This is a genomic window from Nocardioides campestrisoli (assembly GCF_013624435.2).
GTDB classification, from domain to species: Bacteria; Actinomycetota; Actinomycetes; order Propionibacteriales; family Nocardioidaceae; genus Nocardioides; species Nocardioides campestrisoli.
In genome coordinates this window covers 378996-403993 of sequence record NZ_CP061768.1, presented here as the reverse complement: position 1 = coordinate 403993, position 24998 = coordinate 378996, and the positions used below count along the sequence as shown (strand labels likewise).

Annotated in this window: 23 protein-coding genes; 11 read left to right on the top strand and 12 right to left on the bottom strand. The window is 72.4% G+C overall.

Features of this window, described 5'->3' with window-relative positions:
• Positions 1-8: 8 nt before the first annotated feature.
• The 8 genes from H8838_RS01950 to H8838_RS01915 all read right to left on the bottom strand — a co-directional run bounded on the left by H8838_RS01950 (position 9) and on the right by H8838_RS01915 (position 8096).
• On the bottom strand, positions 9-155 hold the full coding sequence (locus tag H8838_RS01950; RefSeq protein WP_181309775.1) for a hypothetical protein: 147 nt from the start codon (positions 153-155) through the stop codon (positions 9-11).
• Between the two features lie 152 nt (positions 156-307).
• Positions 308-1642 (bottom strand): formimidoylglutamate deiminase, encoded by a 1335-nt coding sequence (locus H8838_RS01945; RefSeq protein WP_185995326.1) that lies wholly within the window; start codon positions 1640-1642, stop codon positions 308-310.
• 60 nt (positions 1643-1702) lie between these two features.
• Positions 1703-2071, bottom strand: a complete 369-nt coding sequence (gene mnhG, locus H8838_RS01940; RefSeq protein ID WP_181309777.1) for a monovalent cation/H(+) antiporter subunit G — start codon at positions 2069-2071, stop codon at positions 1703-1705.
• Positions 2068-2367, bottom strand: a complete 300-nt coding sequence (locus H8838_RS01935; RefSeq protein WP_185995327.1) for a monovalent cation/H+ antiporter complex subunit F — start codon at positions 2365-2367, stop codon at positions 2068-2070. Before H8838_RS01935 ends, mnhG begins: the two co-directional genes overlap by 4 nt.
• Entirely contained in the window at positions 2364-2945 is a 582-nt protein-coding gene (locus H8838_RS01930; protein WP_185995328.1) for a Na+/H+ antiporter subunit E, read from the bottom strand. The genes H8838_RS01935 and H8838_RS01930 overlap by 4 nt, the downstream gene beginning before the upstream one ends.
• The gene (locus tag H8838_RS01925) at positions 2942-4642 is read right to left on the bottom strand and encodes a Na+/H+ antiporter subunit D (RefSeq protein WP_181309780.1); all 1701 of its coding nucleotides are present in this window, start codon (positions 4640-4642) and stop codon (positions 2942-2944) included. Before H8838_RS01925 ends, H8838_RS01930 begins: the two co-directional genes overlap by 4 nt.
• Positions 4639-5154 carry a Na(+)/H(+) antiporter subunit C gene (locus tag H8838_RS01920; protein WP_185995329.1) on the bottom strand — a complete coding sequence of 172 codons (516 nt, stop codon included), beginning with the start codon at positions 5152-5154 and terminating at the stop codon, positions 4639-4641. The genes H8838_RS01925 and H8838_RS01920 overlap by 4 nt, the downstream gene beginning before the upstream one ends.
• Positions 5151-8096, bottom strand: a complete 2946-nt coding sequence (locus H8838_RS01915; protein ID WP_185995330.1) for a Na+/H+ antiporter subunit A — start codon at positions 8094-8096, stop codon at positions 5151-5153. The genes H8838_RS01920 and H8838_RS01915 overlap by 4 nt, the downstream gene beginning before the upstream one ends.
• 90 nt (positions 8097-8186) lie before the next feature.
• Between H8838_RS01915 and H8838_RS01910 the strand changes: the two genes are divergently transcribed.
• From H8838_RS01910 to H8838_RS01890, 5 genes are read left to right on the top strand one after another with little or no spacing between them, the layout of a single operon-like run.
• Complete coding sequence (locus H8838_RS01910) at positions 8187-9515, top strand: M20/M25/M40 family metallo-hydrolase (protein ID WP_224766326.1); 1329 nt, start codon at positions 8187-8189, stop codon at positions 9513-9515.
• Positions 9515-10987 carry an MFS transporter gene (locus H8838_RS01905; protein ID WP_185995331.1) on the top strand — a complete coding sequence of 491 codons (1473 nt, stop codon included), beginning with the start codon at positions 9515-9517 and terminating at the stop codon, positions 10985-10987. The genes H8838_RS01910 and H8838_RS01905 overlap by 1 nt, the downstream gene beginning before the upstream one ends.
• 24 nt (positions 10988-11011) lie before the next feature.
• A complete protein-coding gene (locus H8838_RS01900) occupies positions 11012-11614 on the top strand; it encodes a DnaJ family domain-containing protein (RefSeq protein WP_181309784.1) in 603 nt (200 codons plus the stop codon).
• A 59-nt stretch (positions 11615-11673) separates the two neighbouring features.
• Positions 11674-12753: an HpcH/HpaI aldolase/citrate lyase family protein gene (locus H8838_RS01895; RefSeq protein ID WP_181309785.1), complete on the top strand. Its 1080-nt coding sequence runs from the start codon at positions 11674-11676 to the stop codon at positions 12751-12753.
• A gap of 1 nt (position 12754) precedes the next feature.
• Positions 12755-13633 carry an HpcH/HpaI aldolase/citrate lyase family protein gene (locus H8838_RS01890; protein WP_181309786.1) on the top strand — a complete coding sequence of 293 codons (879 nt, stop codon included), beginning with the start codon at positions 12755-12757 and terminating at the stop codon, positions 13631-13633.
• A 31-nt stretch (positions 13634-13664) separates the two neighbouring features.
• Here the strand turns inward: H8838_RS01890 and H8838_RS01885 are convergent, their stop codons facing one another.
• Positions 13665-14384, bottom strand: coding sequence for a cupredoxin domain-containing protein (locus H8838_RS01885; protein ID WP_185995332.1), 720 nt, complete (start codon positions 14382-14384; stop codon positions 13665-13667).
• Positions 14385-14875: 491 nt separating this feature from the next.
• On the opposite strand from H8838_RS01885, the gene H8838_RS01880 reads away from it, so the two are divergent.
• Positions 14876-15019 (top strand): hypothetical protein, encoded by a 144-nt coding sequence (locus H8838_RS01880; protein ID WP_181309788.1) that lies wholly within the window; start codon positions 14876-14878, stop codon positions 15017-15019.
• 164 nt (positions 15020-15183) lie between these two features.
• Positions 15184-15690 (top strand): hypothetical protein, encoded by a 507-nt coding sequence (locus H8838_RS01875; protein WP_185995333.1) that lies wholly within the window; start codon positions 15184-15186, stop codon positions 15688-15690.
• Between the two features lie 66 nt (positions 15691-15756).
• On the opposite strand, the gene H8838_RS01870 is transcribed toward H8838_RS01875, so the two are convergent.
• Positions 15757-17550, bottom strand: a complete 1794-nt coding sequence (locus H8838_RS01870) for a discoidin domain-containing protein (RefSeq protein ID WP_185995334.1) — start codon at positions 17548-17550, stop codon at positions 15757-15759.
• 174 nt (positions 17551-17724) lie between these two features.
• On the opposite strand from H8838_RS01870, the gene H8838_RS01865 reads away from it, so the two are divergent.
• The gene (locus H8838_RS01865) at positions 17725-18465 is read left to right on the top strand and encodes a laminin G domain-containing protein (RefSeq protein ID WP_185995335.1); all 741 of its coding nucleotides are present in this window, start codon (positions 17725-17727) and stop codon (positions 18463-18465) included.
• Positions 18466-18468: 3 nt separating this feature from the next.
• Positions 18469-19962: a DNA polymerase domain-containing protein gene (gene ligD, locus H8838_RS01860; RefSeq protein WP_185995336.1), complete on the top strand. Its 1494-nt coding sequence runs from the start codon at positions 18469-18471 to the stop codon at positions 19960-19962.
• Here ligD and H8838_RS01855 read toward each other — a convergent pair.
• Positions 19956-20498 carry a hypothetical protein gene (locus tag H8838_RS01855; protein WP_185995337.1) on the bottom strand — a complete coding sequence of 181 codons (543 nt, stop codon included), beginning with the start codon at positions 20496-20498 and terminating at the stop codon, positions 19956-19958. The two genes, ligD and H8838_RS01855, sit on opposite strands and share 7 nt — an antisense overlap.
• 55 nt (positions 20499-20553) lie before the next feature.
• A complete protein-coding gene (locus H8838_RS01850) occupies positions 20554-20721 on the bottom strand; it encodes a hypothetical protein (RefSeq protein WP_181309794.1) in 168 nt (55 codons plus the stop codon).
• Between the two features lie 177 nt (positions 20722-20898).
• On the opposite strand from H8838_RS01850, the gene H8838_RS01845 reads away from it, so the two are divergent.
• Entirely contained in the window at positions 20899-24324 is a 3426-nt protein-coding gene (locus tag H8838_RS01845) for a (Fe-S)-binding protein (RefSeq protein ID WP_185995338.1), read from the top strand.
• 127 nt (positions 24325-24451) lie between these two features.
• Positions 24452-24994, top strand: coding sequence for a toxin-antitoxin system HicB family antitoxin (locus H8838_RS01840; RefSeq protein ID WP_185995339.1), 543 nt, complete (start codon positions 24452-24454; stop codon positions 24992-24994).
• Positions 24995-24998 lie beyond the last annotated feature (4 nt).

Here is a 24998-nt window from a genome sequence, read left to right as displayed (position 1 = left end):
GCTCACGCTCAGCGCATCTCGCCGGCGCCGCGCAGCGGGCCCTGCCAGCGCCGGGTGCGCGTCCGGGCTCCGCGGCGCCGCCGTCCCCAGGCGCGGCGCACCTGCTCGGTGCGGTAGTCGGTCTCGCTGCGGATGAAGTAGTCGTCGCCGTACATGGTGTGTCCCCTTCCTCGGTGTTCTCTCGAGGACGACACTCGTCGGCTGAGGTAGGGCCGCACATCGGCGGCGTTCCCTATCCCGCCGGAGACTCGCGAGGGCCGGCTACCTCAGAGCAGGCCACCTCAGGGGTGGGGCTACCTCAGGCCGGTCAGCGCAGCAGCCGGGCGACCACGGCGTCGAGGTCGGCGCCGACGTGCTCGGCCTCCCGGGCGAGCACCCACCCGTCGACCACCACGTGGGTGACGTCGGCGGCCGTGGCGGCGAAGACGACCGTCTGCTCGTCGCCGCCGGTGCCCGCGGTCCGCACGCTGCGTGCGGTCAGCGTGACCAGGTCCGCGCGCCGGCCCACCGCGATCTGCCCGGCGTCCGGCCAGCCGAGGGCGTCGTGCCCCTCGCGGGTCGCGGCGGTGAGGAGCTCGGCGGCCGACCAGTGCCCCCGGCGGCGGGAGACCAGGCGGGCGTGCAGCTCGGCGGCCCGCATCTCCTCGAACGGGTCGATCACCGCGTGGCTGCCCGAGCCGAGGGTGAGCCGGGCGCCCGCCTCGTGCAGCCGGCGGGCCGGGCCGACGCCGTGCCCGAGGTCGCGGTCGGTGGTCGGGCACAGGGCGACCCGGGTCCCGGTGCTGCCGAGCAGCGCGACGTCCCAGTCGTCGAGGTGGGTGGCGTGCACCGCCGCGGTGCGCGGGCCGAGCAGGCCGGCGTCGGCGAGCAGCCGGGCCGCGGAGACGCCGTACCGGGCCCGGCACTCGGTGTCCTCGTCCTGGGTGGCGCACAGGTGCACCTGCAGCGCGCGGTCCTCGGCGGCGCGGGCGAAGACCGGCAGCTGGTCGCGCGGCATCGCCCGGACCGTGGGCAGCGCGGCGCCGACCCGGGCGTGCTCGGAGCCCGCGAGGGTCTTCTCCAGCGCGCCCACCCGCAGCGCCCAGCGCTCGGGGTCCGCGTCGGTGGAGCGCAGCGCCTGCGCGGGGAGCTCCTCGTCCCCGGTGCCCAGCCGGCAGGCGTCCAGCAGGGTCAGCCGGATCCCGGCGTCGGCGGCGGCCTCGGCCAGCACCACGCCCATCAGGTTCGGGTCCTCGTACGGCGTGCCACCCGCCTGGTGGTGCAGGTCGTGGAACTCCCCCACCGTGGTGAACCCGGCCGCGGCCATCTCCCGGTAGGTGGCCCGCGCGAGCTCGAACATCGAGTCGGGGTCGAGCCGCTCCACCACCTGGTCCAGCCGCCACCGCCAGGCCTGCCGGTCGCCGTGCTGGAGCCCGCGCAACGCCCGGTGCGGGACGTGGCTGTGCACGTTGGCCAGGCCCGGCACCGTCAGCCCGGCCAGCCGGGTCGCCGGGACGGCCGACACGCCGCCCGTCTCGACCCGGGAGAACCGCCCGCTCAGGACCTCGACCAGCACCTCGTCGCGGAACTCGCCGTCCACCCAGGCGCGCTCGAGCACGTACGCCGTGTCCGGGCTGACGCGGGCCGGCTCCTGGTGGGTCACGGGCACAGTCCAGCGGTCCGCGCCCCCGCGGTCAATGGACCCGACCGGGTGAACCGCACGTCAGGGTGCGCCGCGACCCTTCTCCCAGTCGTGGCTGGACTCGCTCAGCTCGTCGACGACCAGCAGGTCCTCACGGACCTGACCGGCCCGGAACGAGGCGCGCCCGACCATGTGGCTGGAGACCACGCTGGTGGCCATCTGGAGGATCACCACCAGGGCGAGCAGCCCGAGGACCGACGGCTCGCGCAGCCGGAGCCCCAGCCCCAGCACCACGAAGCCCAGGCCGATGACCTGCGGCTTGGTCGCCGCGTGCATCCGGCTCGGCAGGTCGGGCAGCCGGACCACCCCGATCGCGGCGATCAGCGCGAAGCCGGCGCCGACCAGCAGGGAGACCGCGGACAGCACGTCGAGGACCGACTCGATGCTCATGCCTGCTCATCCTCCTGCTGCTCGGCCTCGGCGGCCACGTCGTCGATCCCGCTGGCGTAGCGGGCGATCGCGATCGAGCCCACGAAGCCGACGGCGGCCACCGCGAGGATCGCGGGCAGCGCGACCGAGCTGTCCTGCTGGACCGACCAGAGCGCCATCGCGCAGACCGTCACCGACATCAGGACGTCCAGGGCCATGCTGCGGTCCAGGATGGTCGGACCCACCGTCGTGCGGAAGAGCAGCAGGCCGGCGGCCACCACCAGCATCGCCGCCGCGATCCCGATCACCACGCTCATCGCGACACCCCCCGCTCGCTCGTGCCCTGCACGACCGGGTCGATCGGCTCGAAGGCGGCCAGGAAGCGGTCCTCCACGGCGAGGGCGTCGCGGCGGAACCGCTCCGCCCCTTCCACGTCGTCCACGTCGAGCACGTGCAGGTAGAGGGTGTGGGTGGAGCGCCGCACCTCGACCACGATCGAGCCCGGGACCAGGCTCAGCATCGAGGCCACCCCGGTGAGCACGAAGTCCGAGGAGCTGCGCAGGTCGACCGCGACCACCGCGTTGCGGACCGGGCGGCGGCGCAGCACCACCGAGGAGACCTCCAGGCTGGCCCGGACCACGTCCACGACGAAGCGCAGCAGGAGCAGCAGCAGGCGCCAGGGGCGGATCCGGGACTCCAGCCGGACCGGGGGCAGGGGGAACGCCCACTGGGCGGCCACGCCCACCAGCACGCCGGAGACCACCAGCAGCGGGGTCACGTCGCCCCACAGCGCGAGCCAGACCAGGGTCAGCCACAGCAGCGCGAACGGCTGCACCGCGCGGTACCGGACGGGCCGCACGGCGCCGCTGCGGGTGGTGCGCATCTTCGGGCTCACGGCGCCTCACCCCCGAGCACGGCCGAGACGTACGGCGTGCGCGCGACCAGGTCGGCCGCGGCGCGGTCGGTGAACTCGAAGAGCGGGCCGGCCACCACCGTCAGCAGCACGGTGAGGACGACCAGGGCGGCCGCCGGGACGACCATGCTGGCCGGCGTGGAGCGGATGTCCTGCTCGGACTGGATCAGCTGGTAGAAGTCCTGGTCCGGGTCGTCGTCGTCGGCCACCCGCCGCGACTCCGAGATCGTCTGCGCGGAGAGCACGCCGGTGGAGGTGTGCACGTGGCCGCGGTGCTCGGTCCGGGGCCGGGTGTCGTGGCCGGGCAGCGGGTCCGCCCCGACCTCCTCGACCGCGGCCAGCGCCTCGTGGGCCTCCAGCGGGGTCCGCCAGAAGGCGACCGCCCAGGTCTTCGCCACGGCGTACAGGGTGAGCAGGCTGGTCAGCACGCTCGCCACCACCAGGGTCCAGGCCAGTCCGGTGCCCAGCTCCTGGGCCGCCTGCATCAGCCCGACCTTCCCGATGAAGCCGGAGAACGGCGGGATCCCGGCGAGGTTCATCGCGGGGATGAAGAAGAGCACGCCCAGCAGCGGGGCGATCCGGGCCAGCCCACCGATCCGGACCAGCGAGGTGCTGCCGGCCCGGCGTTCGACCAGGCCGACCACCAGGAAGAGCGCCGTCTGCACGGTGATGTGGTGGACGACGTAGAACATCGTCGCCGACGCCCCGGCGACCCCGGCCACGGCGACGCCGAGCACCAGGAAGCCGATGTGGCTGACCAGGGTGAAGGAGAGCATGCGCTTGATGTCGGACTGGGCGATCGCGCCCAGGATGCCGACGAGCATGGTGAACAGCGCCACCCACAGCAGCAGGTCGGTCAGCGGGCTGTGCGGGAAGAGCAGCATCTGCATCCGCAGGATCGCGTAGATGCCGACCTTGGTCAGCAGGCCCGCGAAGACGGCGGTGACCGGCGCCGGGGCGGTGGGATAGCTGTCGGGCAGCCAGAACGAGAGCGGGAAGATCGCCGCCTTGATCGCGAACGTGGTCAGCAGCAACAGCTGGAGCATCAGCGAGACGTGCGGGGGCAGGTCGGCGATCCGCTCCGCCAGGTGCGCCAGGGTGAGCGTGCCGGTGGCGGCGTACGTCGCGGCCAGCGAGATCAGGAACAGCGAGGAGGAGAGCAGCGCCACCAGGACGTAGATCGTGCCGGCCCGGATCCGCGGGCCGGTGCCGCCCAGGGTGAGCAGCACGTAGCTGGCGAAGAGCAGCATCTCGAAGCTGACGAACAGGTTGAACAGGTCGCCGGCGAGGAACGCGTTGGCCACGCCGGCCACCAGCACCAGGAAGGTCGGGTGGTAGACCGAGAGCGGCGCGGACTCCTCGTCCTCGACCATGCCCTGGCCGACCGAGTAGCCGAGGACCGCGAGGGTCACCAGCGAGCTCACCAGCACCATCAGCGCGGCCAGCCGGTCGGCGACCAGCACGATGCCGATCGTCTCGGGCCACTCGCCCATCCACATCACCTGCGGGCCGGACCGGTCGGCCTCGACCAGCAGCACCGCCGCGATCGCGGCGTTCGCCAGCAGCACCACCAGGCTCAGCCAGCGCTGGAGCCGGGGCCGGTGGGTGATCACCAGGCTGATGCCGGCGCCCAGCAGCGGCAGCAGCACCGGCAGCGGGACCAGGATGCTCGTCGTCATCGGCTCGTCCCCTCGTCGTCGTTCTCCTCGCGCCTGGCCACCTGGGCCACGTCGTCCTCGGCAGCGAGCTCGCCCTCGACGAAGTCGCTGGACTCGTCGACCTGGTCGGGGTCGTCGCTGGCGGCCGAGTAGGCCTGCGACGTGACGTCGGAGGCGGCCAGCCGGCGGATCATCGCGTCCTCCACGTCGTCCTGCACGTCGTCGTGGCCGTTGAGCTGCCAGCTGCGGTAGGCCATCGCCAGCACGAAGGCGGTGGTCGCCAGGGTGATGACGATCGCGGTGAGCACCATGGCCTGCGGGAGCGGGTCGGAGATCGCCTCGGTGACGCCGTCCTCCACGATCGGAGGCGCCGCCCCCTCGCCGCCGGCGACCAGGAAGGCCAGGCTCACGCCGTTGCCCATCAGCAGGAAGCCGACCAGCACCCGGGAGAGGCTGCGCTCGAGCAGCAGGTAGACCCCGCAGCCGATCAGCGCGGCGGAGGTGATCACCAGGGTCAGGTTCACGTCGTTCATCGGGCCCCGCTCTCGGCGGTCTCGGCGGTGCCGCCGGTCTTGGCGGTGCCCGCGGAGCCGACGGGCGCGGCGTCGGCGTCGTCCTCAGCAGCGCGCCGGTCGCGGATGATCTGCCGGTCGATCTGCGAGCCGAGCGCGCGGAGCAGGTCCAGGACCAGGCCGACCACGACCAGGTAGACCCCGATGTCGAAGAAGACCGAGGTGACCAGGTGGAGCTTGCCCAGCAGCGGCAGCGGGATGTCGATGATCGCGCTCTGCAGCACCGCGGCACCGAAGAGCAGCGGCACGACCGCGGCCAGCGCGGCGACCGCGAGGCCGCCGCCGATCAGCTTGCCCGCGTCGACGGGCGCGGCCTCGTCGAGCTCGTAGCGTCCGCCCGCGAGGTAGCGGACCACCAGCGCCAGGCCGGCCACCATGCCCGCCGCGAAGCCGCCGCCGGGGTCGTTGTGCCCGGCCAGCAGGAGGTAGAGCGAGATCATGATGACGCTGTGGAAGATCATCCGGGTGAGCACCTCGAAGATGATCGACCGGTTCTCCGGGGCCAGGGTCCTCGGCGCCGGCAGCCAGGCCCGACGGCCCGCGACCTTCGGCTCCTTGCGGACGCCCGCCGGGTAGGGGATCTCGTGGACGCGGCGGATGCCGGTGCCGCGGGTGTCGAGGAAGATCAGGCTGGCCACCCCCGTGGCGGCCGCGACCAGCACGGAGATCTCACCCAGGGTGTCCCAGGCGCGGACGTCGACCAGGATGACGTTGACGATGTTGTGGCCGCCGCCGTACTCCACGGCCAGCTCGGGCAGCGTCGCCGAGACCGGCTCGGCGGTCCGCGCCGAGGCGCTGAGCAGCAGGAACCCGGCCACCGAGATGCCGACACCCAGGCCCAGGGCCATCCGCAGGTACCGGCGACGGGTCAGCGGCCGGTCGGTGAAGTACTCCGGCAGCCGGCGCAGCGCGAGCACCGCGACCACGACCGTGAGGGTCTCGACCAGCACCTGGGTCAGCGCCAGGTCGGGGGCGCCCTGGATCAGGAAGAGCAGCGCGGTGCCGAAGCCGGTCACACCGGCCAGCAGGACCGCGCGGAGCCGGCGCCGGGAGCGGGCCGCCATCACCGCCGCGACCACGATCACCACGCCGATCGCCGGCTGCACCGGGGTCTGCCAGGGGGTGACGTCGATGTCCCCGCCCTGGATCACGGCCGAGCCGGGCACCGCGACGACGACCAGCAGGATGAGGCCGAGGTACGCCGCGGCGGAGCCGCGCTGGACCACACCGGTGACCTCGACGGCGCTGCGGTCGAGCGCGCGCATGGTCCACCGGTAGGCACGCTCGAGGGAGAGGTCGTTGCTGAAGGAGAGCTGCCAGCGCAGCACCGGCGCGCGGGCGACGAAGAGCAGGGCGCCGAGCAGCAGGGCGAGCACGGTGGCGCCGAGCGGCAGGCCGACGCCGTGCCACAGGGAGAGCTCGGCCTCGTGCACGCCGGGCGGGAAGAGGTCGGCCTGGAGACCGAGCAGCGAGGTGAGCTGGTGTCCGGCGAAGCCGAGCACCACGGTGAGCGCGGCCAGCAGCACCGGGCCGGCGGCGAAGCCGACGGGGACGGGGCGGACGGTGAGCTCCTCCTCGACCTCGCGGTTGCCGAAGGCGCCCCAGACGAACCGGGCGGAGTAGGCGACGGTGAGCACCGACCCCAGGACGACGCCGGCCAGGACCAGCCAACCGACGAACGAGGGCACCCCGGTGCCGTCGCCGTCGCGGGCGACGTCGACCAGGGCGACGAAGACGCTCTCCTTGGCGACGTACCCCAGCAGCGGCGGCACGCCGGCCATCGAGGCGGCCGCCACCGTGGCCGCGACCGCGACGACGGGCATCCGCCGGCCCAGGCCGGTGAGCCGGCGCAGGTCACGGGTGCCGGTGGTGCGGTCGACCAGGCCGACGACCAGGAAGAGGCAGGCCTTGAAGAGCGCGTGCGCCAGGAGCAGGCCGAGCCCGGCCAGGGCGGCGGCCCGGGTGCCGACGCCGAGCACCAGGATCATGAAGCCGAGCTGGCTCACGGTGCCGTAGGCGAGGAGCAGCTTGAGGTCGTGCTGGACCAGCGCCCGGATCCCGCCGAGCAGCATGGTGGCCAGGCCGAGCACCAGCAGGGTCGAGCGCCAGCCCGGCACGTCGGCGAAGGCCGGGGCGAGCAGCGCGACCAGGAAGACGCCGGCCTTGACCATCGAGGCCGCGTGCAGGTAGGCGCTGACCGGGGTCGGGGCGGCCATCGCCGCCGGCAGCCAGAAGTGGAACGGGACCAGCGCGGACTTGCTGATCGCGCCCACCAGGAGCAGCAGGACGGCCACGGTGACCGCGGTGCCGCCGGGCGGGTCGGCGAGGATCTCGCTGATCGTCATGGTGCCCGCGTGGTAGCCCAGGACGATCGCGCCGACGAGCATCGCGAGACCGCCCAGGGTGGTCACCAGGAGCGCCTGGATCGCGGCCGTCCGGCTGCTGCGGCGGGCCGGGTCGTGCCCGATCAGCAGGAACGAGAAGACGGTGGTGAGCTCCCAGAAGACGTAGGTCAGCAGGAGGTCGTCGGAGAGGACCAGGCCGAGCATGGCGGCGACGAAGGCGGTCAGCACGCCCGCGAAGCGCGGCACCCCGGCGCTGTCGTCATGGAAGTACCAGGTGCAGTAGGCCAGCACCACGGCCCCGATGCCGAGCACGATCATCGCCAGCAGCCACTGCAGGGCGCCCATCGTGAACGAGAGCCCGAGCCCGATGCTGGGCACCCAGGACCACTGCTCGCTCAGCACCTCCCCGTCCAGCACGGCCGGCCCCTGGGCGGCGACCCAGACGGTGCCGGCGAGCACGGCGGTGGCCACCGGGAGGAACGCGCGGCGCCCCCACCGGAGAACCATGAGCGGGCATGCCAACGAGAGGAAAAAGAGTCCGGCGATGAGAATCAGCAACAGGGTTGCCCGTCGGTCGTGGGATGGCGCGTGCAGTCGGGGTCCACCAGATTCTACGGAAGCGTGGTCGTCGGGCCCTAGGGTCGGGGGGTGACCACCCCCGCTCCCTCCGTGGTAGGCAAGCTCCAGGCCCTCGTCCGCATCCCCACCGTCTCGGACCGCGACCGCGACCGGGTGGACCACGAGGCCTTCGACCGGTTGCTGGTCGAGCTCGCCCGGCAGTTCCCGCGTCTGCACGCCGAGCTGGAGCTCACCCGGGTCGGCTCGCACGGCCTGCTGTTCCGCTGGGCGGGCGCCGATGACTCCCGCCCGGTGGTGCTGATGGCCCACCTCGACGTGGTCCCGGTCGAGGACGGCTGGACCCGCCCGGCGTTCGATGCCGTGGTCGCCGACGGCTTCGTGTGGGGACGCGGCACGCTCGACGACAAGGGCTGCGTGGTCGGTATCTGCGAAGCGGTCGAGACCCTGCTGGCCCGCGGCTTCACCCCGGCGCAGGACGTCTGGCTCTCCTTCGGCTGCGACGAGGAGGTGATGGGGACCAGCGCGCAGGAGGCCGTCGAGGTGCTGCGCGCCCGCGGGGTCTCCCCCTGGTTCGTCCTCGACGAGGGCGGGGCCGTCGCGCACGGCGCCTTCCCGGGGGTGAGCACCCCGATCGCGGTGATCGGGGTGACCGAGAAGGGCGTCACCTCGGTCGAGCTGCGCGCCGAGGGGCACGGCGGCCACGCGTCCACCCCCGCGCGGATGGGTCCCACCGCGCGGATCGCCCGCGCGGTGATGCGGCTGGAGCGCTCGCCGTTCCGATCGTCGCTGCCCGCGCCCACGGTCGAGCTGATGCGGCGGATGGCTCCGCACGCGCCGCCGGCCCTGCGCCCGCTGATGGCCAACGCCGCCCGGATCTCGCCGGTGCTGGCCCGGGCGCTGGTCCTGGCCGGCCCCGAGTCGGCGGCGATGACCCGCACCACCGCCGCGGTCACCACGCTGTCGGGCTCGCCGGCGCTCAACGTGATCGCTGCCACCGCCAAGGCCGGCGTCAACATCCGGATCATGGTGGGCGACTCCGTGGCCGGGGTGCTGGCGCACGTGCGCAAGGCCGTCGGCGACGAGCACGTCCACCTCGACGTGATCGAGTCCGGCGAGCCGAGCCCGATCTCCCCGTTCCGCGAGGACGCGGCCTTCTCGCTGCTCGAGGGGACGATCGGCGAGGTCTTCGCCGACGCCGTGGCGTCGCCGTACGTGATGATGGCGGCCACCGACAGCCGCCACTTCACCGCGATCTGCGAGCGGGTCTACCGGTTCGCGCCGTTCCGGATGACCAAGGCGCAGCGCGAGTCGATCCACGCCGCCGACGAGCGGATCGGCGTGGACGACCTCGCCGACGGCGTCCGCTGGTACGCCACCCTGATCGAGAGGATCCGCTGATGACGACCACCCGGCCGCCCAGGTCCCGGCCCCGACCGGCGCACTCGCTGGTCACCGTCGTCGGCTTCCTGGTCGCGGTGGAGTTCGCCAGCGGCGTGCTGCAGGGGTTCTACACCCCGATCTTCAGCCAGATCGCCGACCACCTGTCGATCACCGACGCCGACGTCAACTGGTTCGAGGCGGCCCAGCTGATCGTCTCCGCGCTCTGCGTGCCGCTGCTGGCTCGGCTGGCCGACCTGGTGGGGCACAAGAAGGTGCTGCTGATCTCCACGGCGGTCACCGCGCTCGGCTCGTGGATCCTGGTCCTCGCCCCGTCGTTCACCACCTTCCTGATCGGCTGGGCGCTCCAGGGCGCGTACGTCGTGTGGCTGCCGATCGAGGTCGCGATCATCTACCGACGTACCGCCGGGACCGGGCGCCAGGGCGTGCTCACCCGCCGCGCCGCCGGGGTGCTGGTCGGCGCCCTGGAGCTCAGCGTGATCATCGGCGCGGTGACCAGCGGCGCGCTGGTCGAGTCGTGGTCCATGCCGGCGCTGCTCTCGCTGCCGGCGATCGTGGTGACCGCCTGCCTGCTGCTGATCTGGTGGGGCATCGAGGACCTGCCCGGCACCTCGACCGGCGGGATCGACTGGCGGGGCTACGCCCTGATCACCGCCTCGCTGGGCCTGGTGATGACCGGGCTGATCGCGGTCCGTCTCGACGGGCCGGGATCGCCGGTCCCGTGGCTCTTCATCACCGCGGGGCTGCTGGTGCTGGTGCCGTTCGTGCGGCACTCGGCGAGCATCGAGGACCCGGTGGTCGACGTCCGGCTGCTCGCCACGCCGGCGCAGTGGCCGGTGCAGCTGACCGCCTTCCTGTTCGGGATGTCGGTGCTGGGCGCCCAGATCCCGTTGTCCACCTTCGCCCAGACCGAGCCGTCCGAGGTCGGCTACGGCCTGGGCGCGGAGGCGTCGTTCGTCTCCCTGCTGGTCGCCGGCTACGTCATCGCGATGGCGGTCGGCGCCTTCACGCTGCCGCTGACCTCGCGCTGGTTCGGGGCCCGGGGCGCGCTGATCCTCGGCTGCCTGCTGGTGGCGCTCGGCTACGGCCTCTTCCTCCCGTTCCACGACAGCACCGCCCAGACCCTGGCCAACATGATGGTCGCCGGGATCGGCTCGGGTGCCCTGGTCGCCGCGCTCCCTGCCGCGGCCGCCTCGGCGGCCCCGCCGGAGCGGACCGGCTTCGCCACCGGGATGACCAACGCGATCAAGACCGTCGGCGGCGCCATCGCCTCCTCGATCTTCGCCATCGCGCTGGCCTCGACCGGCTCGCTGGGAGAGCCGGACGCCGGCCACGCGCCGCTGTCGGGCTACCTCACCGTGTGGGCGGTCTGCTCGGTCTCCGCCCTGGTCGCGGCCGCCTGCCTGCTGCTGGCGCCCAAGCACGTCTTCGAGCGGGCCGACGAGGTCGAGGACGTGCTCCCGGCGGTGTGACCCCGGCGGGTACCGTCGACGGCGATGGCCGAGCAGAGCCCCGATCGCAGACCTCGCGAGCCGGAGCGCGACCAGCGCACCGGTGACTCGGCAGCGGCTGCCCGGATCCGGCACCAGACCCACTGGGTCGAGCAGCAGGTGCAACGCGCGATGGAGCGTGGCGACTTCGACGACCTGCCCGGCTACGGCAAGCCGATCGAGGGGCTGGGCACCGAGCACGACCCCGACTGGTGGCTGAAGAAGCTCGTCGAGCGCGAGCAGGTCACCGGGGTCCTCCCGCCGGCCCTGCAGCTGCGCAAGGACGATGCCGCCCTCGACGGGCGGCTCGACCGGATCGCCGACGAGAAGCAGGTGCGCGCGGAGGTCGAGGAGTTCAACGCCGCGGTCCGCAAGGCGATCTACACCCCGCCCGTGGGCAACCAGCCCGCGCCGCCGGTGATCACGTCGCGACGCGACGTGGAGACCGAGGTGGAGCGCTGGCGCGAGCGTCGTACGGCCCGGGTCGAGGCCCAGCGCGCGGCGCTGGCCGCGCGGGCGGAGCAGGAGCGCCGGGAACGCGAGGAGTCCGCGGGCAGCCGCCGGTCTCCCCTGCGCTGGTTCCGCGGCCACCCCGGCAAGGAGCACTGACGTCCCACCGTGCGCTCCGCCATACCGGCGCGCCCGAGCCCGCTGTTATGTTCCCGCGCATGCGCTCAGCCAAGGACTTCTTCGCCCCCCTCGCCGTCGGCGCCCCCGCGCCGGTGCGCGAGATCCCGGCCCGGCCCAGCCGCGCCATCCACTTCTTCGACCCCGGCAACCCCAAGATGGCGGCCAAGGTCCCGGACATGGTCGGCACCGTCGACGTGCTGCTGGGCAACCTCGAGGACGCGGTCAAGGCCGAGAACAAGGAGGTCTCCCGCGAGGGCCTGGTCAAGATCGGCCAGTCCGTCGACTTCGGGCCGACCCAGTTCTGGACCCGGATCAACTCCCTGGACAGCCCCTGGGTGCTCGACGACCTCACCACCCTGGTGCCGGCGATCGGCGACAAGCTCGACGTGATCATGGTGCCGAAGGTGCAGGGCGCCGAGGACATCCACTACGTCGACCGGCTGCTCGCCCAGCTCGAGGCGAAGGCCGGCATCAAGAAGCCGATCCTGATCCACGCGATCCTCGAGACCGCGCGCGGCGTGGCCAACATCGAGGAGATCTGCGCGGCCTCCCCGCGGATGCAGGGGCTCTCCCTCGGCCCGGCCGACCTGGCCGCCGACAGGCGGATGAAGACCACCCGGGTGGGCGGCGGCCACCCGGGCTACCTGGTCCGCGCGGACGCGCCGAAGAACGACGCCGGCGAGACGCAGTACGACGCCGACCGGACGAAGTACCAGCAGGACCTGTGGCACTACACGATCGCCCGGATGGTCGACGCGTGCGCGATGCACGGGATCTACCCCTACTACGGCCCGTTCGGCGACATCAAGGACACCGTCGCCTGCGAGGACCAGTTCCGCAACGCCTTCCTGCTCGGCTGCGTCGGCGCGTGGTCGCTGCACCCGGTGCAGATCAAGATCGCCAACCGGGTCTTCTCCCCCAGCGTCGAGGACGTCGCGCACGCGCGGCGGGTGATCGCGGCGATGGGCGACGGCACCGGCGCGGTGATGATCGACGGCAAGATGGAGGACGACGCCTCGGTCAAGCAGTGCCAGGTCATGGTGCGGCTGGCCGAGGAGCTGGCCGCCATCGACCCCGACCTGAAGAAGCAGTACGACGCGATCGAGATCGAGGCCTGAGATGAGCGAGTCCACCCAGCAGTTCACCCCCCTGCGCTCCGTCCTCTACATGCCCAGCTCCAACGAGCGGGCGCTGGAGAAGGCGAAGTCGATCCCGTGTGACGGCCTGATCCTCGACCTCGAGGACGCCGTCGCACCCGAGGCCAAGCCGGCGGCGCGCGAGGCCGCCTGCGCCGCGGTCGCCTCCGGCGAGTACGGCCGCCGTACCGTGACCATCCGGGTCAACGGGATCGGCACCGAGTGGCACGACGCCGACATCGCCGCGGCCAGCAAGGCCGGACCGGCGGCGATCGTGGTACCCAAGGTGAACAGCGCCGCCGAGGTCGAGCAGCTCGTCGCCGCGATGGAGGCCGCCGGCGCGCCGGCGCACACCAAGCTGTGGGCGATGATCGAGACCCCGGTCGCGATCCTCGACTGCCTGGCCATCGCCCGGGCCTCGGAGCGGCTCACCGCGTTCGTGCTCGGCACCAACGACCTGGTCAAGGAGCTGTACGCCGAGCACGTGCCCGGCCGCGCCCCGATCCTGCCGAGCCTGCACACCGCCCTGCTGGCCGGCCGCGCCGCCGGCATCGCGGTGATCGACGGCGTCTACAACAACGTCAAGGACGCCGAGGGGTTCCTCGCCGAGTGCGAGCAGGGCCGCCAGATGGGCTTCGACGGCAAGACGCTGATCCACCCGGGTCAGGTGGAGGGCGCCAACGAGGCGTTCGCCCCCTCGGAGCAGGCGGTGGCGGACGCCCGCGGCCTGATCCAGGCGTGGGAGGACGGCAAGGGCACCGGCGTCGTCACCTACAACGGCCGGATGGTGGAGAACCTCCACGTCGAGTCGGCCCGCCGCACGCTCAGCATCGCCGAGTCGATCGCCGCCCTCCAGGGCTGAGCCGCAGCGACACCGACTCAGGAGCCCCGGGTCACCGCCGGGTCAGCCACCGCTGGCCGCCCCGGTGGGACCGGGGCTCCTTCGGCTTCTCGGTCGCGCGCCTGCCGCCCTGCGGCGCCCGCTGGCTGGGCACGTTGAAGGCTGCCTCCTGCGCGGACTCCTCCCGGTCGGCGGAGAAGCGGTGGATGGTCGCCAGGGCCTGTGCCTCCACCTCGGGACCGGCCAGCGGTGAGCCGGCCTCGTCATCGTCCTGGTCGAGCACCCAGCGGGTGCGCAGGGCGACGCCGGCGAGCAGGGCCACCACGCCCAGCCCGTAGAGCCCCCACGGCGCCACCGTGGCGCTCTCCTGGAGGGCGGTCTCGTCGTCCCCGACCCGCACCACCCCGCGGACGATGTGCTCGCCCTGGGCGAACGCGCCCCACTGCACGGGCACCTCGAGCGTGGTGGAGTCTCCCGGGGCGATCTCCCCCACCTCGGGGACGACCACCGCGGTGGCCGGCCCGTCCCCGTCGCGCCACTCCAGCTGGACGGTCGGGGTGACCGGCAGCTCGCCGCCGTTGCGCAGGGTGACAGCGAACGTGGGCTCGGGTGCCGCACCGAACCAGCTCATCAGCGAGCTCGTCCCGACCAGGCCGGTCGACTGGACGAACACCCTCGTGTCGTCCTCGGCCGCGACCGCGACCGCGCCGAGCAGCGCGGGCGCGGACAGCGCCGCGGTGGTCGCCACCAAGGCGGCACGCACGTGTCTCACAGACTTCTCCCTCGTCTCCCCGGGCGGAGGCTCGCAGCGATTCGTCGAGCCCGTCAACAGGCTGGGCGCCCACTTCAACGGAGGCACCCCCCAGTTACCGAGTTTCGGGTAGAGGGGGTGTGGCGCGGAGCGAGCGGGGGTCTCGCCCCGCGCCACGTCGGGGGCGGCCTCACGACAGGGGACGTGAAGGCCGTGCGGTGCCTGACATGCGTTCCTCCCTGGTGCCGGAGCGTCTCGGACGCCCGGGCCCGCTCCCGGCAGGAAACATGGCAGCGAAGTCGTTCACGCGTCAACAGGACTGAGGCGCAACTTACCCAAAGGGAGGTAGTACCCCCCGCACGACGGTCATCGCTGAGACGGGAGGACCTGAAGGCCTTCAGCACCAGGGCAGAAAGAACTTCTGAAATCGGGACGTTTGCCCCTTCGAAGGCCGGGTACAGCGGTGTCACCTGCGGCCGTAACCCGGCCGCCCAACCCAAGGAGGAACAGATATGGTCGTCCTCGGCCTGATTCTGCTCATCGTCGGCCTCGTGGCCAACATTTCGATCCTGACCACCATTGGAGCGATTCTCCTCGTGGTCGGCCTGATCCTGAACTTCGTCCCGATCGGCGGCAACGCCCGTCGGGTCTGGTAGCCAAGGACCGCTGACCTCCTGGTCACGGATTGACACGAGAAGCCCCCGCGTACGCCGCGGGGGCTTCTCGGCGTCCTGAGGAGGGTGGCGGACGAGGTGATGTGACCAGCTTCGGGTGCGGTTGGTTGACATGGAGTCCACGCCTCGTGGGTACCGCCCGGGACATGGACACCCAAGAGATCGTCTGGCTGGTCGTCGCCGTCGTCGTGCTGCTCGCGCTCGTCGGGCTGGCCGTCTGGCTGATGAACAAGAAGAAGCACGAGCGGGCCGAGGCCGAGCGGGCCGAGCGCGCTCACAAGGCCGCCGAGCTCCGGCAGGAGGCGGACCAGCACGCCCAGGTCCTGCCCGACGCCGAGCTGCGGGCCAAGGAGGAGGAGGTCCGTGCCGAGCGGCTGCGGCGCGAGGCCGCCCAGGCCGACGAGCGCGCGAAGGAGGCGCAGGTCGGCTACCAGCAGCAGGCCGCCCTGCACGAGGACCGGCTCCGCGAGGCCGACCGGCTCGACCCGGGCCACTCCGCCACGACCGGCACCGACACCGTGAACGGCACCGCGGTCGACTCCACGCCCGACGCCACGCCGGATGCCTACGAGCAGGGCTACCAGGACGGCCGGCGCGAGGAGACCCCGGGCACGAACCCGGACGAGTCCGCCGGCGGCAACCACCGCGCCTGACGCGTACCGCACGTCCCGGCCCTCGCAGTCCGAGGGCCGGGACGTCGGTGTCTCAGCAGCGGCCCCTCAGCAGCGGCCCCAGTGGCCGCGTCGGGAGCTCTTGGCCACCTTCTGCACCTTCTTGTACGCCTTCTTCCGGGTGAAGGTCCCCTTGGCCACCCGCAGCTGGCCGCGGCGTACGAGCTGCTTGCCCAGGTCCTTGCGCTTGACCATCACGTAGCGGCCCGGCACCCGCTTGTCGACCTTCGTCCGGCGGTCCCGCACCAGCGTCACCGTGCGACCCGGCCGCAGCTGCTTGGCCATCACCCGGCGCGCAGCCGGGCGGCAGGCGGCACGCGGCTGGCGCACCCCCATCAGGCGGACCACCGCCGTGCTGCCGTCGCGCAGCCGCACCCGGACCCGGTCCACCCGTCCCTTCGAGCCCTGACCGCCGGACAGCACCGTGGCCTGGACCCGCGCCGGCTCCAGGCCGGGGCTCAGGGTGCCGGAAGCAGGATTCTCAGGATCGCTCGGGGGCGCCGGGGAGGTCGGGGGCGCGGGGTCCACCGGCCGGTCCGGGCCGTAGACCTCGAGGTCGAAGAGCGAGATCCCGTAGCGGGTCGCCCGCTTCTCCGCCGTGAGCCGCACGTAGCGGGCCGGGGTCGCCTCGAAGCTCGCGGTGTCGTGCCCGCCGTCGCTGTTGATCGTCGTCCAGACCGGCCGCCAGGCCTCGCCGTCGTCGGAGACCTCCAGCCGGTACCCCTGCGGATAGGCCTTCTCCCAGTTCAGCGCCACCCGGTCGACCCAGCGCCGCTGCCCGAGGTCGACCTGGATCCAGGCGCCGTCCGCCCACTCCCCGCTCGCCCAGCGGGTCGAGCTGTCGTGGTCCACGGCGTACGACGGGGCGAAGCGGTGCTCGGTGCCGGAGGCCTGCACGGCCTGGCCGCGCGCCAGGTCGGTGCCGAACAGGGTCTCGTAGACCAGCCTCGCGGTGGCGTCCATGCCGGAGGCGAACGGGTGGTACTCCATCGCCTTCAGCACGTCGATCCACTTGCCCTGCACCCAGGCGTCCTCGCCGGCGCAGGCGTCGTGCCCGCGGGAGGGGCCGTAGGTGTCGACGAACCGCGCGCCGCGCTCGGCTGCCGCCTCGGCGAGCGCGGTGTTGAGCTGGCGCTGCAGGCCGTCGGCCCACAGCATGTCCTGCCGGGTCATCGGCACGGCGCCGTTGGTGCACGAGCCGTTCTCCGGCATCAGCCTCAGGTAGCCGACCACCGCGACGGTGGCGTACGGGGAGCGGGCCCGGATGCCGTCGAGCACGCCGAGCACGTCGCTCTTGGTCTGCGCGATCTTGGCGGCCATCGTGTCGACGCCGTCCTGGGTGAACTCGTCGCGGCACGGAGCACCGTCGGGGTCCGTCGGGGCCACCTCGGGGCAGCGCGAGATCAGCGTGCCGAACAGGCCGCCGTCGTTGCCGCCGATGCCCAGGGTGACCAGGTCGGTGTCGGGTCGCAGCGCCTCGAACTGCGGGCGTGCGGTGCCGAGGATGCCGGCCTGCGGGTTGGCCATGTGCTCGGTCCGGGCCGAGGAGCAGGAGACGTCGGTCAGGTCGAGCCCGAGCCGGTCGGCCAGCATCCGCGGGTAGTTGGTGGTCGACCTGGCGCACGGAGCGAGCGCGGTCGGCGGGATCAGCGGACCCGCGGTGAACGAGTCGCCGAGGGCGACGTAGGAGTCGAACGGCTCGGTCGGCACCTCCGCGGCCTGCGCGGCGGTGGGGGCGGAGACGACGGCCGCGAGGGAGCCGACGAGGCCGAGCGCCAGGGTGGCGCCGAGCCGGGAGCGGAGGGATGGAGGGGCAGAGCGTGGCGGAGCTGGGCGTCGCAAGACAGGGGCCTTCCCGAGAAGAGCGAGCCGAGAGGCCGGGATGTGACACCTCGGCACCGACTGTCACGCCGGCGTCAGCACCGTAAGCGAGGTGGGACGTGGATCACCACCTGGTCCAGACCACGGGACACGGGACGCAGACCGCAGGAGGGCGTGGCAGGCCACACTGTGCCCATGCGCTCCCGTGCCTCCCGCCTCCGGCCTGTCGTGGGCGCCCTCCTGACGACCGCCGTGCTGGTCACCGGCGCGGTCACCGCGGGCTCCTCCGTCGCCGCGGCGGCGCCCCGACCCGACGGCACCCGGCTCTCGTTCGCCTTCGACACCGGCCCCGCCCTGCGCCACGGCGACGAGGTCCGCGGTGATCCCCGGCGCAGCTCCGGGACCGTGCGCACCGACGGACCGGCGCTGAAGCGGGCCAAGGGCGTCAGCGGCCGGGCGCTGCGCTTCCCCTGCCTGAGCTGCGGCCGGGCGATCATCGAGGTGCCCGACCGCAGCTCGCTGGACCCGCGGCTGGACGCCTTCTCCTTCGGGGCGGCCGTGCGGTTCTCCGCCCGGCAGGCGGCGGGCTCGATGAACGTCGTCCAGAAGGGCTGGCACGACGAGCCCGGCGGGCAGTACAAGCTCCAGGTCGACGCCGGGGTGCCCGGCTGCGTGGTCCACGGCTCCGCCGCTCGGGTGGTCGTGCTCGGCCCCGCGTCGGTCGCGGACGGCGCCTGGCACACGCTGGCCTGCCGGCGCGCCGGCGCCGAGGTCAGCCTGCTGGTGGACGGCGCCGTGGTGGCCACGACCCCGGCCGAGAGCGGTCACCTCGCCAACGCGGCCCCCGTCTGGGTCGGCGGCAAGGAGATCGGCACCGGCGACCCCGACCAGTTCCGGGGACGGATGGACGACGTCTTCGTCCGGATCCTGCGGTAACCCGTGGGCCGCGGCAGCGACACCCCGCGGTTCGTGGTGCAGCGGCACCGGGCCAGCCGGCTCCACTACGACCTGCGCTTCGAGATCGGCGGGGTGCTGGTCAGCTGGGCCGTCCCGAAGGGTCCGACGCTCGACCCGGACGCCCGCCGGCTCGCCGTGCACGTCGAGGACCACCCGTTGGAGTACCTGTTCTTCGAGGGAGTCATCCCGTCGAAGGAGTACGGCGGCGGTGACGTGATCGTCTGGGACACCGGCACCTGGGAGCCGGTGCACACCGACGATCCCGGGGCCACCGTCGAGGCCGGCGAGCTGCACGTCGAGGTGCGAGGCGAGAAGCTGCGCGGCCGGCTCGTGCTGGTCCGGCGCGGCGGGAAGGACGCCACCCAGTGGATGCTGCTGCACAAGCACGACGAGCACGCCGTCGTCGGCTGGGACCCCGAGGACCATCCCCGCTCGACGCTCAGCGGCCGCACCAACGACGAGGTCCTGGCCGACCCCGACCGGCTCTGGCACTCGGGGCTCCCCGCGTCCGAGGCTGCGGAGTCGCTGGTCCCCGAGGCGCTGCCCGAGGAGGCGATCGACGCGCTCGCTGACCTGGTTTCCGGGGGCACCTGGGAGGTCTTCGGCCGACGGCTCAAGGTGACCAACCTGGACAAGGTGCTCTTCCCCGGCGACCCGCCGGTGACCAAGCGCGAGCTGCTGGCCTACGCGGCCCGGATCGCTCCGGTCTCCCTGCCCTACCTGCGCGGGCGGCCGGTCAACCTGCACCGCTACCCCAGCGGCGCCGGGACGAAGGGGTTCTGGCACAAGCAGCGGCCCGACCACGCGCCCGACTGGCTGGGCTCCTGGGACAACCCGGACGCCGACGAGGGCGAGACCAGCACGTACGTCGTCGCCGACGAGCCCGCCGCGCTCGTCTGGCTCGCCAACTTCGGCGCCCTGGAGTGGCATCCGTGGACGTCGACGACCGGGGCGCCGCACGAGCCGTCGTACGCACTCTTCGACCTCGACCCGGGCGAGCGCACCTCCTGGGAGGAGCTGCTGGTGCTGGCCCGGCTGCACCGCACCGCGCTCGACCATCTCGGGGTGGTGTCGCGGGCGAAGGTCACCGGACGCCGGGGCATCCAGATCTGGGTGCCGGTGGTCGGCGGCTACACCTTCGAGCAGACCCGGGCCTGGGTCGAGGGCGTCTCGCGCACGGTCGGCCAGGTGGTGCCGGAGCTGGTCAGCTGGCGGTGGGAGGTCAAGGCGCGCGGCGGGCTCGCGCGCCTCGACTACACCCAGAACGCCGTCAACAAGACCCTGGTCGCGCCCTACTCACCGCGGCCCGCCGCGGGCGCACCGGTCTCGGTGCCGATCGAGTGGGACGAGCTCGAGGACCCCGACCTGCGGCCGGACCGCTGGACCGTCCGCACGGTGCTGGACCGGCTGGAGTCGCTCGGCGACCCGTTCCGCGCCCTGATCGGCGCCGCCCAGGAGCTGCCGGAGCTTCAGTAGACCATCCGGCTGCGGGTGACGGCCTCGTAGTACTGCGTCGACTCCCGCTTCCACAGCAGCACCAGGATCACGACCGCCAGGGCCACGGTCAGCAGGTTGAAGATCGTGGAGACGGCGGTGCTGCCGGGCTGGCCCAGCGAGAGCAGGGTGATCAGCACGTTGAGCACACCCAGGACGGTGGCGACCACGCGGGCCCACGACCGGCCCTGGCCGTTCTTCCACGCCATCCAGACCCAGAGCAGGACGCCGAGCAGGCCGATCACGAAGATCATCGCCAGCGAGGTCGTGTACGCCACGTCGATGGTCGACTGGGAGACGTTCGGGTCGGCGTCGCGCATCGACTCGGTGATGTCGTCCTTGAGGCCGCCCAGGGTGACCAGCCCGAGGACCAGGGAGAGCAGCGACAGGCCGGCGCCGACGTACATCAGCTTCACCGCGTTGTCGATGCTGCTGGGCCGCACCGGTGCGGGGGCGCCGCCGCCGTACGGCTGCTTCGGGTCGTTCGGGTACGAGGGGTACTGCGGGTAGTCAGACATGGGGAAGAGCCTCCCACGTCCCGACCGCGGTCCGCATCAGCCGTTCAGCCTGCGCTCACGCGGACGGGGCGTCCTCCCGGTCGGAGCGCCGGGTGGGGCAGTCCGGGTTGGTGCAGACCCGGTCGTCGACCGTGCTGTCCGGCTCGTTGCGGACGGTCCGGGTGTGCTCGCGCACGCGCACCTCGGCGCCGCAGACCCGGCACGGCTGGTGATCGAAGTACATGGCGCCTCCTATGTGGTGAGCAACTGCACCCCGGTTCGGGGGACCACTCAAGTTACCGGACGGTAGGCTGTCGCAGCAGGACTGTGCCTGACGCTCGTGGTAGGTCACGACATAGGCTCCGCCCTGACGTGCCGCTGCAGGGCGCACGTGCACACAGCCACGAGGAGCTCTCCTTCCATGTTGCAGACCATCGCGATCGTCGTGTCGTTCGCCCTGACCCTCGCGGCCCTCGCGATGCTGGTCCCGGCGGTACGGAAGATGCTGGGCGTGATCCGGTTGGGTCAATCCGCCCCCGGCCGTTCCGGCAACCCCGCCGGCCGGACGGTCACCATGCTCAAGGAGACGTTCCTCCACACGCGGATGCTCCAGTGGACCTGGGTCGGCATCATGCACTGGTTCGTCTTCGCGGCGTTCCTGTTCCTGTCCACCGCGGTGCTCGCGGCGTACTTCCAGCTCTTCAAGCCGGACTTCGCCTGGCCGGTCGTCGGCCACTGGTACCCGTACGAGTGGTTCAGCGAGCTGATCGGCCTGCTGAGCACCATCGGCGTCGTCTGGCTGATCATCTACCGCCAGAAGCACCACCCGCGCACCGAGGGCCGCAAGAGCCGCTTCTTCGGCTCCACCATGTGGCAGGCGTACTTCGTGGAGTTCCTGGCGCTCTTCGAGGGCTCCGCGATCCTCTTCGTCCGCGCCGCCGAGTGGAAGCTCGACGAGGAGGCAGGCCGCGCGCACTACCCGATCTCCTCGTGGATGGGCGACGTCCTCTACCCGACGTCGAACCTGGGGACGATCGAGAACATCATCTTCTTCATCGCGATGTTCAAGATCGCGCTGGCGATGGTCTGGCTGATGGTGATCGCCCGCAACATCACCATGGGCGTGGCCTGGCACCGGTTCACCGCCTGGGTGAACATCTGGTTCAAGCGCGAGGACGACGGCAGCGTCGCGCTCGGCGCGATGAAGCCGCTGACGTCGGACGGCAAGGTGATCACCCTCGACGACATCGACGACCTGGACGAGGACTCCGCGCTGGGTGTCGGCAAGCTCGAGGACTTCTCCTGGAAGGGCATCCTCGACTTCACCACCTGCACCGAGTGCGGCCGCTGCCAGTCGCAGTGCCCCGCCTGGAACACCGAGAAGCCGCTCTCCCCCAAGCTGCTGGTCCTCGGCCTGCGCGACCACGCCTACGCCAAGGCCGCCGACACCGAGTCGCACCGGGACCGGGCGCTGGTCGGCAGCGGCTCCAAGGGTGACTCCGCCGGCGCCGGCACCGACGTCCTGGACTACTTCTACAACCCCGCCGACGGCGACTTCGTCATCGACGAGGACGTCCTGTGGTCCTGCACCTCGTGCGGCGCCTGCGTCCAGCAGTGCCCGGTCGACATCGAGCACGTCGACCACATCATGGACATGCGGCGCTACCAGCTGCTGGTGGAGGCCAACTTCCCGGCCGAGCTCAACCAGCTCTTCAAGGGCCTGGAGAACAAGGGCAACCCCTGGAACATGTCGCCGAACGCGCGCATGGACTGGGCCAAGGACCTGCCCTTCGACGTCCAGGTGGTCGGCGAGACCATCGAGTCGCTCGACGAGGTCGACTGGCTGTTCTGGGTCGGCTGCGCCGGCGCCTACGAGGACCGCGCCAAGAAGACCACCCGCGCGGTCGCCGAGCTGCTCGACATCGCCGGCGTGAGCTTCGGCGTGCTGGGCAACGGCGAGACCTGCTCCGGCGACCCGGCCCGTCGCGCCGGCAACGAGTTCGTCTTCCAGGGCCTGGCCCAGCAGAACGTGGAGACCTTCAAGGAGTACAAGGTCAAGAAGGTCGTCTCGACCTGTGCGCACTGCTTCAACACCCTGAAGAACGAGTACAAGGACTTCGGCATCGAGCTCGAGGTCGTCCACCACACCCAGCTGCTCAACCGCCTGGTGCGCGAGGGCAAGCTGACTCCGGTCAAGGACGGCGCGGGCGCGGCGAAGCGCTCGATCACCTACCACGACCCGTGCTACCTGGGTCGCCACAACAAGGTCTACGAGCCGCCGCGCGAGCTGCTGCAGATCCTGCCCGGCGCCGAGTACGTCGAGATGGAGCGCAGCAACGAGCGGTCCTTCTGCTGCGGCGCCGGTGGCGCCCGGATGTGGATGGAGGAGAACCTCGGCGAGCGGATCAACGTCAACCGCACGCAGGAGGCCGTCTCCACCGGGGCCGACCAGATCGCGGTCGGCTGCCCCTTCTGCCGGGTGATGCTGGCCGACGGCCTGACCTCCGAGCAGGCCAAGGGCAACGCCCGCGAGGAGGTCGAGGTCCTCGACGTCGCGCAGATGCTGCTGGCCTCGGTCAAGGGCGAGCAGGCGACCAAGGCCGCCCCCGGCTCCTCGAAGAAGGCCGCGACCGTGGGCGCCTCGGCGAAGGCCGGGACCGGTGCGGGCGACGTCGCGACCAAGGACGAGCCCGAGGCCGGTGACGTCACCCAGACCGAGGAGACCGTCACCGAGACCGCCGACGTGGGCCCGCTGGCCAAGGCCAGCGGCGGGTCGTCGCTCTTCGACACCCCGGCGTCGGACGAGAAGCCTGCCGCCAAGCAGCAGTCGGGTGGCTCGCTCTTCGACACTCCCACGCCCGAGGAGAAGCCCGCCGAGAAGCCCGGCGCCAAGCAGGAGACGGGTGGGTCGCTCTTCGACACCCCCGCGCCCGCCGAGCAGCCGGCGGAGAAGCCCGCCGCCAAGCAGGAGGCGGGCGGGTCGCTCTTCGACCTGGCAGCTCCGGCGGAGAAGGCCGAGCCGGAGGCGAAGGCCGAGCCCAAGGCCGAGTCCAAGCCTGAGGCGAAGCCCGCGGCAGACCTCGGCTCGGGCGGGTCGCTCTTCGACCTCGCCGCGCCGGCGGAGCCGAAGACCGAGTCGAAGCCTGAGGCGAAGGCCGAGCCCAAGGCCGAGTCCAAGCCTGAGGCGAAGCCCGCGGCAGACCTCGGCTCGGGCGGGTCGCTCTTCGACCTCGCCGCGCCGGCGGAGCCGAAGACCGAGTCGAAGCCTGAGGCGAAGGCCGAGTCGGCCGAGGCCAAGGCAGAGCCGAAGGCCGCGCCCGCCGAGACGAAGCCCGAAGCCGAGACTGAGCCCGAGGCGGAGCCCGCTCCGGCCGAGGCAGCTCCCCAGCCGAAGGCTGCCGCGCCCGCGGCACCGCCGGCGCAGTCGATCCCGGAGGGCGGTTCGCTCTTCGACATCGTCGCCCCGGAGCCGGCCGCGGCTGCTCCCGCCGCCACGTCGTCGCCCTCCCCGGTGGACGAGCAGGTGGACGAGCAGGTGGAGCAGCCCGAGGAGCAGGTGGAGGAGCCCGAGGAGCAGGTCGAGGAGCCGCAGGCGAGCGAGTCGGAGACGACCGCGCCGTCCGTAGCCCCCGACGGCGCCGCGCTCAGCCAGGCCGCCACCGAGGCCGCGTCCGACGCCGACACCGAGGCCAAGGCCGAGGCCGAGGCGACTCCGGCCGAGGAGCCCCAGACCGAGGAGCAGGCCGAGGAGCCGAAGTCCGACCCGAAGCCGGCGGCCAACGGCAAGGCGCACTCGCCGAAGACCGACGTCGACATCCACGGATCGGGCTCGCTCTTCGATCTCTGAGCCGACAGGCACTGCCAGGACGGCCGCACCCTCCAGGGGGTGCGGCCGTTCCGCATTTCCGGACCGACACCTGCGAGACGTCATCACCCCTTGACCGTGACGTCACGGTGACGTCATAGTGGTGCTCATGGACATCACGCCGTACGTCGACCACCTCCGCCGGGATCTCGTCTCGGCCGCCGAGGCCGGCGGGGACGAGCTGAAGTCGGCGGCCGAGCGCCTCGCCTTCGCGCTCGACCCGGCCGCGCGGCTGGCGCTGATGGAGGCGATCAGCCAGGCCGCCGCGGAGATCACCACCGAGATGGCCTCGGGCAGCGTGGACGTCCGGCTCAACGGCCGCGAGCTCGACTTCGTGGTCGAGGTCGCTCCTCCGGTCCAGGCGGCCGCCGCCACGACCCGCCCGCCGGAGCCGGAGGACCCCGACGAGGGTCTGGCCCGGGTCACCCTGCGGATCCCGGAGTCGCTGAAGGCGAAGGCCGAGGAGAAGGCGGCCGAGTCCGGCCAGAGCCTCAACACCTGGCTGGTCACCCTCGTCCGGCACGCCACCAACGACAACGCGATCAACATCGACATCGACCTGTCCAGCATCCCGTTCCTCGGCGGCCACGATCCCTTCGGTCGGCCCGCCCGGCAGGCCCGCGGCAGCCAGCGCATGACCGGCTGGGTCTGACCCG